The sequence below is a fragment of the Ruminiclostridium cellobioparum subsp. termitidis CT1112 genome (assembly GCF_000350485.1).
GTDB lineage: Bacteria > Bacillota > Clostridia > Acetivibrionales > DSM-1351 > Ruminiclostridium > Ruminiclostridium termitidis.
In genome coordinates this window covers 332,454-348,093 of the sequence record NZ_AORV01000026.1, presented here as the reverse complement: position 1 = coordinate 348,093, position 15,640 = coordinate 332,454, and the positions used below count along the sequence as shown (strand labels likewise).

Genomic DNA, 15,640 nt, shown 5'->3' with positions numbered 1-15,640 from the left:
TTCACCGGGGCCCTCTTTTTCACTGAAAAAGGAGAGTGTACAATATGTCTGGTGATATAAAAAGTGCGGGTAAAAAGCCGGCATTGACAGTCAGAATGAAAAAAATACAGGGGAAACATGTCTGGCCGTATATTTTCGTACTACCATTTTTTGTGATTTATCTGGCGTTTAACTTTTATCCCATTATATACTCCTTTGTAATCAGCCTGACAGAGTGGAGTGGCTTCGGAGAGTCCAAATTTGTTGGATTTGCCAATTATGTAAATATATTTACCAAAGATCCCTATTTTTTGAAATCTATTGGCAACACTTTGATTTTCATGGCTTTTGACATTCCAATCGTAATAATAGGCGGGATTTTATTAGCGGCCATTTTAAACAGCAGTCTTCTAAAAGGCAGCAGTTTTTTACGGCTTGCGACCTTTTCACCCTATATAACGATTCCGGTAGCAATAGGAGTATTATTCAGCTTACTGTTTGACTGGAATTCCGGTATGATTAACAAAATATTAGTGGGAGTAGGTGCGATAGACAGTGGTATCAATTTCCTTGGAGTGCCCGCCCTTATGCGGGTGGTCATTATTTTGATGATTTGCTGGAAGTATCTTGGATATCATATGATATTCTTTAATGCAGGGATTTTAGGGATTCCCACCGAGCTATACGAAGCTGCGGATGTGGATGGTGCATCCGGCTTTACAAAGTTCACCAGAATTACGATACCAATGTTGCGGCCGATTATTGAATTTCTGATTATTATGAATATAATCTGGGGCTTCCAATTGTTTGATGAGCCGAAGGTGCTATTATCGCCATGGACATCTGCAAGCGGCGGAGCAGGGACGGTTGGAGGTTCTAAAAGGGCTGCACTGACCGCAATATGGAATCTTTATGATACAACCTTCGGAACACAGATGCAGTATGGAAAAGGTGCGGCGATTGCCTATGGATTGTTTATTTTTATTTCGGTATTCTCGGGTGTCGCTCTGCTGATTATAAATAGAAATAAAAGGAAGGGGGAAATTTAGGTGAAAACGAAAAAAATGAAGTCGATTGCTTTGACACTTTTTGTGTTTGTACTTGCTTTAGTTGTTCTTTTTCCCTTCTACACCATGATCATGATGAGCACTCACTACAGCGAAAATATATACAAAGGAATACCTCTGCTGCCGGGCGGGTATTTTATGGAAAACCTGAAGACGGTATTTAATGCGCATTTTGAGATATTTTATAAAAACAGCCTGATTGTATCTGTCGGTGCCACTATCCTTTCACTTGCTGTCAGCACGTTATGCGGATATGCCCTGTCAAAATACAAATTTAAAGGCGCGAATTTTCTATTTAAATTTATTTTGGTGACGATGATGGTTCCAACTCAGCTCGGGCTGGTTGCGTTCGTTGTAGAAATGAAAAAAATCGGATGGATGAATACACTGCTGCCCCTTATCATTCCACCTGCAGCTACCGGCTTCGGTGTCTACTGGATGAGAAATTATATTGCGGGCGCCCTCCCTGACGAGCTTATCGAAAGCGGACGTATTGACGGTGCAAGGGAGCCGGGAATCTTAGTCAAAATTGCTTTGCCATGTATCAAACCGGCCATATTTTCTTTGGCGCTCATGAACTTTGTAACAAATTGGAACTCATTCTTGGTGCCCCTTATTGTATTGAATAAAACTGAGACTTATACGGTTCCAATTGGAATCATTAATCTTAACTCAGCCTACAGAAATGATCTGGCGGCAAAGATCACCGCCCTTGTACTGGGAACAGTCCCATTGCTGATTCTTTTTATGGCCACTTCGAAATCCTTCATCAGGGGTATTACAATGGGGGCAGTGAAAGGATAGCATAGGGGCAAAATACCGCAGATCCGATTGAAAAAAACGATAATGCAGGAGGTTATTATGGAAAGAGCAGTATATTGTTATGGATGGCTGACGGGAAGACCAAACTGTCATCCTGTCCATACCATGAAGCATATCGGGATGGTGGAGGAATTAGCAAAAAATCATGCTACAATGTTATCCTGGAGCATGATGGGCAGCGGTGCGATCTCGCTGCCGTTTCTGGAACGGCAGATTTATGGAGAAGTTTCTCCGCAATTACGCTTCCATGGCTTTTTGAATGATAAGGAATTTAATGAGGAATGTCTGAAGAGAGGAATATTACCGTATGCTGTAGTATATCAGGCTCAGGGATGGGAGTTTCCGGTTATTTTAAACGAAGATCAGTCACGGATCCTGGAAATGAATCTGATCCGTTCGGATAAAAACACACAATGGTACGGTCTGAGAGAGTTTACAAATAACCGGTACAATAGATTATTCAATAAAGCCTTCGAAGATTATTTCCCTGACGGGCTGATTAACAGCGAGGGAGAAAAGGTAACAGATCTGTGGGAGGAATGCGCCACACGGGATATGTATGGGAAGGCTGCCCACAGTCACTGGGTTGAGGTCGATGGATTAAGCCAGACATGCTACGGTATGTGCCGGAATAACCCGGTTTGGAGAGAGTATCTAAAGAAGATTATTGAAATTCAGATTGATGCCGGCGCAATGGCTATACAACTGGATGAATCCGAAACGCCGATCTGCTCCATTGGCTATGGGGGATGCTTCTGCAAGGACTGTATGAAGCAATTCCGTTATTATCTTAAAAAACTAAATGGAAAGGGCAAATTGCCGCCCGAAATGGAAGGCCTGAATTTAGACAGCTTCGATTACGGCCTGTATTTGCGGGAGAGAAACATAGCGTGGCCTGAGGATTTAATGAACATACCGCTGTCGGAGATTTACTGGAAGTTCCTGGTGGAGACACACAATGTGCATTTACAGGAAATTATTTCCTTTGTAAAACAATATGGACAGCGACAGAAGGAAACAGACATCAAGGTAAGCGGGAACTTTTCAAACATGCATCTGATGTATTTTCCATCGCTGAAGGATGTAGATTGCTGCATTACCGAGCTGCGTCGTACGGTCTTCAAGCGTCATAACTGGATGCGGCTGGCTGTCGGTTATACAGGGGATAAACCGTTGATTCTGGCTGAAAGCCCCTATGACGGATTCATGCCGAAATTTGTTGAGCTGATCCATCGTGGACAGGCTGATGATTATTACCGTCTGTTTATTATGGAAGCTGTTGTGCACGGATGCAGTATGGCATTTCCCTATGGTGCATGGATGGGCAATAAAACAAGGGATAGTTTCCATGCTCCTTATGAAACCGGGCAGCAGGTGCAGGATTTCATATATCGTCATGATGATTTGTTCAGCAAAAAATCCGGCGCAAATGTATTGGTGCTGTACAGCTATTCTTCCTATATGATGCGTGACTGGCAATGCGGGCAGGGAGAAAATCTGGTATATACCGATAAGGATGATTTACTTTCCTACTCTGTTGCTTATGATGAGCGTGCAGCAAAGATGCCATTTTTGGACATAACGCAAAAGATGACCGAACGGCAGATCCCGTATGATGTGCTTGTGCTCGGGGATAATGAGATGGTGCCGGATACGTTCAGCGGTGAGGATTTGTCGTCCTTTGACATGATTGTAGTTCCGGATTGCAGTCACCTTACGGAAAACCAGACCGGCATTATCAGGGAGTACGCACAGCACAAACCGGTATTTGTTTATGGAAGCTATGCATGTAATATACCGGATGCGTTAAAACACCTTGATGATCAAAAATATTCCGTAATAGCAAACAGGGATGATGATCCCGGATGTTTTGAGGACTTTATAGAGTCATTCTGTGTTGAGTATGATCAACACAGAACAATCGGGTTTGATAATAACAATATCTATTTGCAAAAGGCAATCACTGAAAACGGGACTGTGGTTCATATTCTTAATTATGCTTACGATGCAAAGCAGCATAGAACTACCCCGCAAACTGTTACTATTGATATTAAGCAGGAGAATGTAAAACGTATTTCTACTTATACGCTCTCAGGAGATCCGCTGAAATATGAACTGCTTCAGCCGGCGGAACACGGTTTTGTCAGGATCAGAGTATATGATGTGCCATGCTATGGGTCAGTGAGATTTGAATAACAATTTGATGGAGGTATCATATTATGCGGCCAGTCGGGCTCAGATGTGAATATGTTGAAAATCCGTTGGGAGTTCAGTCCGCCCGTCCGGTACTTAGCTGGATGGGCAGTGATTTCCGCAGAGGTGCGCACCAGGTTGCATATCAGGTAGTTGCATCATCAGATGAGGAAAAACTGAAGTCAGGCGACTACGATTTGTGGGACAGCGACAAGATGGAGAGTGAAAAATTCTTCTGTATTCCGTATGAAGGGAAAAAGCTGCACAGCGCGCAGAGAGTTTACTGGAAGGTAAGGATATGGGATGAACAGGGTAGTATGTCCCAATTTAGCGAACCTGCATATTTTGAAATGGGGCTCCTGCATCCCTCCTATTGGAAGGGGCGCTGGATGGGCTTCCTGGGTGGGCTTATCGGAAATGGCATTCTAATGCGCTATTCTTTTAAGGTTGAAAAAGAACCGGTAAGAGCGAGAGCATATATATGCGGAATAGGATATTATGAGCTGCGCCTGAATGGAGACAGGGTCGGAGATAAATTGCTGGATCCGGGTGCGACGGATTACAGTAAAACGTTGCTGTATTCTGCCTATGACGTTACGGATGGATTAGGGATCGGGCTGAATAGCGTCGGCATCATTCTGGGAACAGGATGGGCGGGCACACCAAGAGCTTTGCTGCAGATCAATATCGAGTTTGCGGATGGCACCAGGCAGGAGGTTTATACTGACTGGGGGATAGGCTGGTGCGTTGCAAAAGGCCCTATTGTATACAACAGTATCTATGACGGGGAGGACTATGACGCCAGACTGGAAAAAGACGGCTGGGATACGCCAGAATATCAAGATACATTTTTAATTGAGCATCAGCGCCCGGAAGGCTGGAGTCTGGCAACAATTATCGAACCGCCGGGAGGAGAGCTGGTGGGAGAGATATCTACTCCGATCCGGTGTACAGGGGTGACTATACCAAAGCATATAAAAACATTGCCTGACGGTAGAGAATTATTTGATGTAGGCGAGAACCAAAGCGGATGGGTACGTATCAGGGTAAAAGGTGAGCGCGGAGCGAAGGTGAAATTAACATTTGCAGAGGTGCTGAAGCCTGATGGTGATCTGGAAATGTCATATCTTCGTTTAGCCCGTTGCCAGGATAGTTATATTCTGCGCGGGGGTAAAGGTATTGAAGAATACGCGCCCCGTTTCACCTACCATGGATTCAGGTATTTCACAGTAGAGACCGCCGGCATTGTGTCCATTGAATCAATGCAGATGGAATTTATCCGAAGCGATCTAAAACAGAATGCTGAATTTGAATGCAGTGATGAATTTCTGAACAGACTGGTTCACGTCATGTGGCATACTGACGCCTGCAATATGCACAGTATACCTACCGACTGCTGTCAGCGTGATGAAAGACATGGCTGGACCACTGACACCACGTCAAGAGCGGAAGGCAGTGTTTACCATTTTGATGTATCAAGCTTTTTCGAAAAATGGACAAGAGATGTATTTGATACGCAGGATAAAAACGGATACTTTGCAGACACGGCTCCGCACCGCTGGGGCAGGCGCCCGTGCGACCCGCAGGTAAATACCCCGATTAGCCTGCCGCTGCTTTTATATCGCGCATACGGTAATAAGAGAGTTATGGAACAAAACTATGAGAGCATGAAACGTTATATCGAAGTTTTACTAAAGGAAGCCGACGACCTTCTTATATCAAGAACAGGATTCGGCGAATGGGCATGCCCGGTGGAGGAATGCTATCCGGAGCCTTATGGAGCAGGTGCGGTTTCGAAGCATGTAACAGCTACCCTCGTATCTACGGCATACCTGCATTATTCGGTGACTCAACTCAAGCAGATGGCCGGAATTCTTGGTCACGATGAAGATGCTTTGTATTTTGAGAATCTGGCAGCCGCCATAAAGGAAAAGTACAATGCCCGTTTCTTTAATGAAGCTGCCTCGCAATACGATATGGGAAGCCAGAGCTCCAATACATTATCTGTTTCCCTTGGGCTGGCGCCTGAAAAATACCGGGAAGCTGTAATGCGTAATATAGCCGAAAACGTGGCTGAACACGATTACCATTTGACCACAGGCAACATGGGGACGAAATCCATCGTTGAAACATTGTCGGAGAACGGCTATGAGGACTTGGTATATACCATTATGACACAGAAAACGTCGCCTAGCTTCGGGTATATGCTGGAGAAGGTAGCGACAAGCATATGGGAGCGCTGGGAGGCAGATCGTAACAATAACATCATGAATTCCCAGAATCATCCCATGCTTTCTGCCTGCAACGTATGGTTCTACAAGTATTTGGGAGGGATTCGCTTCATTGACGACACAGCAGCATATCAACAGTTGCTGATTGCGCCGACAATTCCATCACAGCTTGAATATGCAAAAACAGAAATGGATATTATGGCAGGGCATGTTTCAACACACTGGAAAAAAGAGAACGAGAGCCTAATGTTGAATGTGGAGATTCCGTTTAACACTTCGGCCAGCGTAATCATTCCAAAAAAATTTGCGGTTGAAGGGGCAAAGCTGTATGAGGGGGGTAGCATCATCTGCGATTACAGCAACAACGCTTCTTTATGCCAGGGAATTACCTCTGTAGAATCCTGTGAAGACAGGTATGTGGTTGAGATTCTAAGCGGAAGTTACAGCTTTTTATTGGAATAATGAGGCGGCGTATACCACCGCAGCATAGAAGTAAATTTTGGGGGAGGTTAACATGGATAATTACATCATAGATAATAATAAAATTCGTATGCAGTGTGATGTTAAAAATCTGTATTGTGAGCGTATTTTTGTCAAATCAGACAAAGAGTGGGTTCCGGTTCTGTGCTCAGTACCCTTTGTGACCATACCGACGGATGAACGCCATTTTGCAGCATTTGCACAAGAACCCACAGAACCTTATGTTAAGATGGAAGGTGAGTCTGCCCGGATTTGTCTTGAACATCCTGATTATACTGTGAGCCGTACTATTCGGCTTTCACAAAAAGCGGATGCGGTTGATTTTACCGTGACGTTTCGTGTGAAGAAGAAAATTACGCTGCGTGCACTGGAAGATAAGTGGAACTTCCTTCCTGACCGACGCGAGCAGGATGATACATTGACAGGTCCGCTGGACTTTGTGTGGAGCCAGAGGATTAAAACATTACCTGCCGACTTTGTGTCCCACTACAACTTCAGGACACCAATTGTAATGATGCAGCAGGGTGAAATATTTGCGGGGATTGTTCCGGGACTCGAAAACGTAAAAAAGGAAGATCTGGACAAGGCACCGCTTGGGATGGATCTGGATGTTACACGTGACAGATATCCATGGATGTCATATGGCGTGATCGTGGGACAGGGAATGACCCCTGACAAGCCTTGTGAGGCCGGCCATTCGCATATTGTACGGGGATCTAATCCAGAATTCTGCAGGGTTGTACTCGATACCGGTGATGAGATCACCTACAGTTATTCAATAATTGTATCGCCGCAGCCTGTGAAGCTTGGCTATCGCTATGCGGTGCGATATCTGTGGCAGCGGTACGGAGCTCCTCAAATGGAGCTGGAGCATAGTCTGCCTAACAATCCGCGTTTTCGTGATGTTAAGACGCTTAAGCAATGGCAGCTTGAGATATGGGATAAAAATGCGGAAAATGATTATTTCTCCTATACCAAAGACGGAAAAACCGTGGGCGGAATAACAGGAAGACGTCAGGGAGAATGGTTCAGCCGGACCGATCACAAGCATGATCTCTGGTATGCGTGCTGGCTGCAGGAGTTTGTTACCGGCTACGGCACTTATTTATATGGAAAGTCGTCCGGGAAGCATAAATGGATGGAAAGAGCGGAACAGATCCTGAACCATATCTTGTCCGCGCCGCGCACGATGGGTATGTTTCCTGTTATATGCTACTATGAATCTGACGGCAGTGAAACCTGGCTGAAGGATGACGGATGGGCAGGATACCGTAACGAATTTCATACTCTGCATATGTCATGGACTGCATGGCTTATGCTAAAATGGGGTACAAAAGCATTCCCGGGGCGCATGGAGGATATATTGGAATTTTGCAAGCCCTATGCTGACTTTTTGATTGCCAGGCAGCACGAAGACGGCTGTATTCCGTCATGGTATGATGACGATGGGAATCCATCCAGGGTTCAGTTTCGTGATTTTAATGCCGAAACTGCAACCAGTGCGCTGTTTTTAATGGAAATCGGCGAGATCACAAAAAATGAACAGTATCTTGCTGTGGGGATGAAAGGGCTGGATTTCATTACAGAATACGTGATTCCGCGCAAAAGGTGGTTTGATCTTGAGACGTTTTTATCCTGTTCGAGGAAGGACTTCGATTTTTATGATTCCATTACGGCGCAGTATCCACAGTGTAATCTGTCTCAAATCCATGCATCAATTGCATACTTGAAGCGTTACCACATTACGCAAAAGGAAAGCGACCTGAAGCTCGCAGAGCAGATGGCGGACTATCTCCTTTTAACACAGCAGCTTTGGAACCATCCACTGCTTCATATCAATTCCTTCGGCGGATTTACGGTTCAAAATGCTGATAATGAGTGGAGTGATGTCAGGGAAGGACTTTGCGCCATGCTGCTTTATCAGTATTATCTGGCTACCGGAAAGCAGGAATATCTGGAGCGCAGTGTTGCTGCAATGCATGCGGGATTTGAGGTTTTACCCTATGAAAACTGGGCCCATTGCGGTTATGAAGGAATGCAATATGATTCAAGTCTTTTATGGGGCGGAGGTGTTATTCTGACTGCTGCAGAATATTTGGATGCGGAGATGGGTGCAATGGCCATTGATGCTGACGGTGGCTTCGGCACAGGTATAGATGGATGCGTCGTCAAAAAGGTGGAAGTAAACGGGGATGAGATACTCATAGATGCCACTTTTGTCGGACGGGAAGAGAACAGCCCGTTTTCCATGCGGGTATTTTCCCGCAACTCGAGAAAATATACTATTAAAATCAATGACAGGGTCATCGGTGAGTTTTCACCTGAACAACTAAAGAATAAAATTTTAATTAACGGAACGGAATAAATCAATAAAATGCTCCGCCGCAATTGAGACGGAGCATTTTTCTTGTGAAACGAATACCACACGTTCTACGTGTGGTTCCGGAAAGCTTATAGCTATGAGTGGAAAATAAAAAGCCTCCTTTAAAATAGTTGCAGGTTCGCCAACCGCAATTACAATAATAAGGAGGTTATCCAGATGGATAGTGAAAGTTTACACACAGCAAATATAATTGCAAATATCATATAGTGTTTGCACCAAAATACCGTAGACAGGTAATATACGGAAAAATAAAAGCAGATATAGGTCAAATATTAAGAAGCTATGAGCCGTAATCGACGGCTTCGTCCGAAAGGGCCGTCATATCAAAAACAGGCCCAAGCTTTTCAAAATGCTCGCCGTCTGTGCTGAAAGAGAATTGCAGTTTATCTATCATGATTTCCGCTCTGCTTGTTATAGTGACGCATTAGAAAAGACAAATTTGTGTTCCTTTATAAATTCTTTAGAAGAAGCAGATGATACTATTTTATTTAAAGATGGAAATAATATTTCGGGCGGACAAATGAAAAAGATTGCGCTTGCTAGAGTGTTAGTGAAAAACTCTAAAGTATGATGAGATTACTGCTTATAGTAGAACCAGATAATAATGATGTTATTCCCTTAATTGGTGAAACGAAATCTTCAAAAAAGAAGACCTCAAAGAAGACCTCAGGGCGGATTTTCAGAAAGATACTCTGCCGTCAAGGAATAACTAGGTTTTCATGACTGCATTTTTGTCTACCCAAGGCACGTTGAGTGCGTGGTTCTGATGACGAAATGAAGAACGAGATCTTCAGAAAAAGCGCATTGCTGAAGTGCAGGACAGCCTTGAACGTCTCAATATTAAAATCAAGCGCTGTGAGGATGTGATTGTCCCGATTGAAGATGAGTATAAGCATTCAGGATAAGCACCGGATGATAAAAGTTCTCTGCCACTGCTATTAAGCTGCGCTGGAGGACTTTTTTGAGTGTGTACATTCTTGGCGGTGAAAGTCCGCTGCGGAGGTAAAGTAATGCGTATCCGTTTGACCTGGTCTTTGCCCCCACACTCATCGTCTGGGGGCCTCGCTCATAAGCAGTTGCTCACCACTGATACCCATCTCGCGCTTAAAGCGTGGCCGGATTTACATCTAGGCCGCACCGTGATCACGGGAATTTTACTGGCTTACGTGGATCGCTTTGCCTGCGGCTGGCATCGACTTTCAACAATATCCTTTGCTCAATACATTTTGGGAAAGCTTTATCTACTTGGGAAAGACATACCGAAGAACAAAGAACTTGCAATAAAATGGCTTACGTTGTCAGCAGAATGGTAATGAGTACGCCCGATTCTTTCTGGATAATATGGATAAGTTCAGAGAACCTTCTGTGGCACTCGGAATTTCGAGGCTTATGTATCATGTGGGGAGGATGTTTGAGAATAATGTGCCAATGCCTGCTAAGAGTGCAGTTGGATTCAATGTAGATAGCAAGCTGATGAAGAAGATGAGAGAGAAGAAGGCGGGGCAGGGGTATAAGGATGAAGATTTGAAGAGGAGTCTATTGATTTAATAATTGTAATATATAATAAATATATTTAATTTCAAAATATGGATGTTAAATACTCTTAAAAATTTACATATATTTGAGTAGATTTTTAAGGAGTGATTTAATGCAGACCAAGATGCTAGTAAAAAAGCCAGAGCCAGCTTTAGGCAGGACAAATAATCCTATGAATAATAATCATAAGAGTAAGCCTGCTGAAAATAAAAAAAATGTAAGAACAACAGATTACAAGAAATTGCTGCAGATGATGCTTAATGATCCTGATGCCATAACAAGAGAAGAATTCTTGTTTTTGCAATCAATTATAGGGTACAGGCAAGCAGTAGCAGCAAGAGAGAAAGCAAGGCTACGCAAACAGCAAAGAAAGATAGGGCAAACTAATGTTGCAGTGAAGCCGACCGCATTAGGAAGATCAAATTCTGAAAATGAAAAAGATTTAGATGGGGAAAAAGAAAACACAAATTCAAGGGACAACAGCACTGAGACTCCAATACAAATGAAAAAGGACGATGACAATGCTTCAGCTTCAAGATCAAGCATGCAACATAATTTGAGAGAAGGACTTGAAGAACTATCAGGTGTTGATCTCTCAGATGTAAAAGTGCATCAGAACTCCGATAAGCCACAGCAGGTTGGAGCATTGGCATATACACAGGGAAATGATATCCATATCGCTCCTGGACAGGAAAAGCATCTTCCTCATGAGGGTTGGCATGCTGTACAGCAAAAGCAGGGGAGAGTTGAACCTACTATGCAAATGAAAACGGGTGCACTTGTAAACGACAATGCTGATCTTGAAAAAGAAGCTGATATTATGGGTCGGATGGCAACTAAAGAATACACCAGTCATGCAAGTATTCAGCAGCTAGGCCTTAAAACAAAACATTCTGGCTTGAATGAAGAAAAGATTATACAAAGAGCGAAATCAAATGAGAAAACATATGTTGTTCAAGATGGGGATGTTCTTGGCAAGATTGCACTCAAATTTAAGGTATCCATAAGCGAGCTGGTGAAGTTAAATAATTTAAAAAGTGAAAATGAAATTATTAAGGTAGGACAGGTATTAAAAATACCATTGACAGCTAACGCAAAGCCAGAGGAAAAAAGTGATGGGCAAACAACGAAAGATAAGACTGAGAAGATAGAGAACTCGACCGTTGACGATAATAAGGAAAATGAAGATACTAGCAAGGAGAAGGATAAAACTTATGTAACTAAGGAACAGTTACAGAAAATTTATATAAACACTACTGTTACTGATGAAATGGGAAAAGATTTAAATAGAGTTCTAGAGAAATACGGAATTACTAATGTGGAAAATATACAGCATTTTATTGCACAAACTTGTATTGAAACAGGATATGGCAAATCTGTGGTGGAATTAGGTTCTGATAAGTACTTAAATAGTAAAAAATATGGAAAAAAATATAGTGGAGTGGGATATATTCAGATGACATGGGATTATGCTTACGCAGCTTTTGCCACATATATGATATTACAACAATACCCAGACTTGAAGGAAGTCGCCACCTACAAAAATCCAAAAAGTAACGATAAAAATACAATATTTAATGCATATAATAAGATTGTTGCAGCAGCAGGCAAGAAAAGGTATAATATAAAAGAATTTACAGATATTGTGGATGTTGGACGTGAATATGTTAAAAAAAGTTATGCATGGGAAACGGCTGGTTATTTTTGGAGTACTAATGGTTTGACCAGCGCAAATAAAAAAACTCCTGTGGATGATGTTACTAAGGTAGTAAACAAATGGACTGATTCTTATAAAGACCGTAGAGCTGCATATGATAAAGTAATAAAGGTTATAAACTAGGAGGAGAATATATTGAAAAAGTATTTATTACTTAAAATCATCTTAATATCGTTTACTTTATTTACATTGACTTCTTGTGGACATAAAAATGTAATTGACGAGGATAGTTTTAAAAACGGAATAGAGTCTTCAACAAAAAATAGTGGCATATCTTCTGAACCAAAAGAATTATTAGAAAAAGTTTCATCAAGTACATCAAAAAAAGAGGTTGTGTCTACTCAAAACATGAAAGAGAAACAACCTTCACAGAAAGATAATAAAGCATCTTTTGACCATAAACATTATATAACAAATAAAGATTATGGAGTTGCTCCCAGTGTGCTAAAAAATGAAGATATGCCCAGACCGGAAGGGAATAAGGAATGGATAAAGAGTTTAACAATTTGTTATCCACAATTATATAATATAGAGGATATAGATAAAGAAGAGCGTATAAATGATATTTTGTTTAAAGAAGTACTTAATATACGGGATGTAATGAATAATAGAAATTATATAGAATACAACATTGATTATAGAATAATAGAGGCGAATGAAATATTAAGTGTTCTTTTTACTGGATTTATAAAATCCCCTCAAAAGGCAAACAATTTAGCGTATTCAGTAACAATTGATTTGAACAAAGAAAGGATAATGGATTTATCTGAGTTCTTTAAAATTGATAAAAGTTTTGTAGAGAGCCACCTACACAAAGATTTTAAGGTTGTTGAGAATAATTTTGAGAATTTAAAGGAAAACAATTCATATGTTGAAGAATATGTAAAGAATTACAATCAGAATACTCACAAACATGATTTCTACATTAATAATGGAACTTTGGGATTAATTATTCCAGCACCGCAAGCAATGGGATATATTTTGATTGAAGGTAAGTATCAGAATTAAATAAACAATAAACTTCAAATAAAAATTTTGTATGGATAACCGTCTTCTTAAAAATATACTTAAAATATTCTTTACTCACAAAAATTAACTTGCGTTATTGGTTTATGAGATACAGATGATACACGAATTAATTAGGCAAAAGTTACAAAAATTAAATCATAAATAAATAATGAAATGGATGTCCCTCAAATCGAGGGGTTATTTTTTTACCCTAAAATTCAAATGCAAAAGGAATCACTTATGGAGAAAAAATTTAATTTCATGAAGAACCACTATTATTCAAAACTAAGCATAACCCCCCCCTACTTGAAACGTCGCCCAGTAAAAAGGACCGCGTTTCATCGTATCGGTAGAAAAAGCAGTAAAGGAGGTAGTCTATGGGTACATACATTCATTTTACAGAGGAACAGAAAGAAAGTGCTAGTCTTATCAATCTTCATTTATTGTCCCCTTATGATTTACAGTTTGCAAATTTACCTTTCAATTTTACAAAAAAATACATAATATTACAAGAGATAAAGTTTTGTGATAACTATATTTTTACAAAAATCACAGTGAATATGTTATAATATGGATGTATTTTACAACCTTTTGCTACATTATGGGAGGTACGGAATGGGAAGGCGAGGATATGGAACCCTTATAAATGCAATGGCCAGAGAAGCTGCAAGACAACAAAGGCTAGCTGTAGCTGATCAAAAGAGGCAGATTCGAGAAGCCGAAAGAGCAAAACGTGAGGCAGTTAGACTAGCTGCGCTGAATGCAAAAGAAGAGAAACAGAGGTATTTGCAATCAAGGATTGATGAAGTTGACGAGATGAATGATGTTTTAAAAGAAAGGATATCAGATTTATCTAATATATTGATGGATACCTTGACTGTTAATGATACAATTTCGTTTGATTCTTTAAAAATACATGACGAAGGTCCTAAGTATAACCCTCATCCTACATTAACGATCACGAACAGGGAACCGAAGTTTAAAGATTTTATGAAACTTGTTAAAAGCCCTGGTTTTTTTAAAAAGTTAATTCCTGGGTGGCAGAAGCGATATGATAAAGAAAAAAATCAGGCTGAGGAGAATTTTAATACTGCAAAAGTAAAATATGAAACAGCAGAAAGTGAGCGCAAACAAAAACTTGACGAGTACAAGGAAGAATATGAAAAAGAAAAAAGTGCGTGGAATTTAAAGGTAGAGCAAAGGTGTAAAGAGGTAGATGAATTTGAACGAGCGTATAAAAATAAAGATATAACTGCGGTAATTTCATATAATTCAATGGTTTTGGAGCGCTCACAATACCCTGATGGATTTCCTCAAAATTTCAGAGTCACTTATGCCGATGACTCAAAGGAATTGGTAATCGAGTATCAATTGCCTACTGTTGAAGCTATTCCTTCAATTCAGGAATATAAATATGTCAAGAGTAAAGATACTGTGGGGGGGAAGCAGAAAAAGCAAGCTGAAATAAAAGAGTTGTATCAAGATATTATAGCGGCTGTTTGTCTGAGAACTATTCATGAGGTGTTTGAAGCCGACCAAGGAAATGCTATTGATTTGGTAACATTCAACGGATATGTTGAAACTGTTGACCCTTCAACGGGGAAGGATATTAAGCCTTTCTTAATTTCAATCAGGGTAGTAAAAGAAAGGTTCTCGGAAATCGATTTGAAAAGGATTGAAAAGAAAGCCTGCTTAAGAAACCTTGGAGCCACAGTATCACCTCGGCCTGATGAATTGCAGCCGGTAAAGCCAATTGTTGAATTCGATATGGTAGATAAGAGGTTTGTGGACCAGCAGGATGTACTTACTGAACTTGACAACAGACCTAATTTGATGGATTTAAATCCTTTTGAATTCGAAAATCTTGTAGCTAATTTGTTCAGCAAGATGGGACTTGATACTAAACAGACCCGTTCAACAAAAGATGGTGGAGTTGATGCGATTGCATTTGATACAAGACCGGTTTTGGGCGGCAAAGTTGTTATTCAAGCTAAAAGATATAAAAATCCAGTTGGGGTTTCTGCTGTGCGGGATTTATATGGCACTATGATGAATGAAGGTGCTAATAAAGGTATTCTTGTAACAACAAGCAATTACGGGAAAGATGCTTATGATTTTTCAAAGGATAAACCAATAGAATTAATAGATGGTGGTGCCCTACTGTATTTGTTGGATCAGGTAGGAGTAAAAGCAAGAATTATTTTCCCTGAAGATAATTAAGAAT

General features: G+C 41.0%; 11 protein-coding genes and 1 pseudogene. 11 read left to right on the top strand and 1 reads right to left on the bottom strand.

The window, feature by feature from the left end; translation table 11 throughout:
• Positions 1-44: 44 nt before the first annotated feature.
• The 6 genes and pseudogenes from CTER_RS08660 to CTER_RS27505 form a co-directional block, all read left to right on the top strand.
• Positions 45-1,028, top strand: coding sequence for a carbohydrate ABC transporter permease (locus CTER_RS08660; protein WP_004624880.1), 984 nt, complete (start codon positions 45-47; stop codon positions 1,026-1,028).
• Positions 1,029-1,850, top strand: coding sequence for a carbohydrate ABC transporter permease (locus tag CTER_RS08655; protein ID WP_004624883.1), 822 nt, complete (start codon positions 1,029-1,031; stop codon positions 1,848-1,850).
• Between the two features lie 57 nt (positions 1,851-1,907).
• Positions 1,908-4,064, top strand: a complete 2,157-nt coding sequence (locus CTER_RS08650) for a hypothetical protein (protein ID WP_004624772.1) — start codon at positions 1,908-1,910, stop codon at positions 4,062-4,064.
• Between the two features lie 23 nt (positions 4,065-4,087).
• Complete coding sequence (locus CTER_RS08645; protein ID WP_004624956.1) at positions 4,088-6,754, top strand: alpha-L-rhamnosidase; 2,667 nt, start codon at positions 4,088-4,090, stop codon at positions 6,752-6,754.
• Between the two features lie 52 nt (positions 6,755-6,806).
• Entirely contained in the window at positions 6,807-9,137 is a 2,331-nt protein-coding gene (locus CTER_RS08640) for a hypothetical protein (RefSeq protein WP_004624906.1), read from the top strand.
• A 174-nt stretch (positions 9,138-9,311) separates the two neighbouring features.
• A pseudogene (locus tag CTER_RS27505) lies at positions 9,312-9,433 on the top strand (transposase); the annotation flags it as partial.
• Between the two features lie 2 nt (positions 9,434-9,435).
• Here the strand turns inward: CTER_RS27505 and CTER_RS29145 are convergent.
• On the bottom strand, positions 9,436-9,549 hold the full coding sequence (locus tag CTER_RS29145) for a hypothetical protein (RefSeq protein ID WP_341349514.1): 114 nt from the start codon (positions 9,547-9,549) through the stop codon (positions 9,436-9,438).
• A 616-nt stretch (positions 9,550-10,165) separates the two neighbouring features.
• Between CTER_RS29145 and CTER_RS08635 the strand changes: the two genes are divergently transcribed.
• The 5 genes from CTER_RS08635 (at position 10,166) to CTER_RS08615 (ending at position 15,636) form a co-directional block, all read left to right on the top strand.
• Entirely contained in the window at positions 10,166-10,468 is a 303-nt protein-coding gene (locus tag CTER_RS08635) for an SEL1-like repeat protein (RefSeq protein ID WP_040760560.1), read from the top strand.
• 28 nt (positions 10,469-10,496) lie between these two features.
• Positions 10,497-10,703, top strand: a complete 207-nt coding sequence (locus tag CTER_RS28105; protein WP_131469398.1) for a hypothetical protein — start codon at positions 10,497-10,499, stop codon at positions 10,701-10,703.
• Between the two features lie 100 nt (positions 10,704-10,803).
• Positions 10,804-12,531: a LysM peptidoglycan-binding domain-containing protein gene (locus CTER_RS26870; protein WP_004625080.1), complete on the top strand. Its 1,728-nt coding sequence runs from the start codon at positions 10,804-10,806 to the stop codon at positions 12,529-12,531.
• 12 nt (positions 12,532-12,543) lie between these two features.
• The gene (locus tag CTER_RS08625) at positions 12,544-13,416 is read left to right on the top strand and encodes a hypothetical protein (RefSeq protein ID WP_004624834.1); all 873 of its coding nucleotides are present in this window, start codon (positions 12,544-12,546) and stop codon (positions 13,414-13,416) included.
• A gap of 615 nt (positions 13,417-14,031) precedes the next feature.
• A complete protein-coding gene (locus CTER_RS08615; RefSeq protein ID WP_004624891.1) occupies positions 14,032-15,636 on the top strand; it encodes a restriction endonuclease in 1,605 nt (534 codons plus the stop codon).
• Positions 15,637-15,640 lie beyond the last annotated feature (4 nt).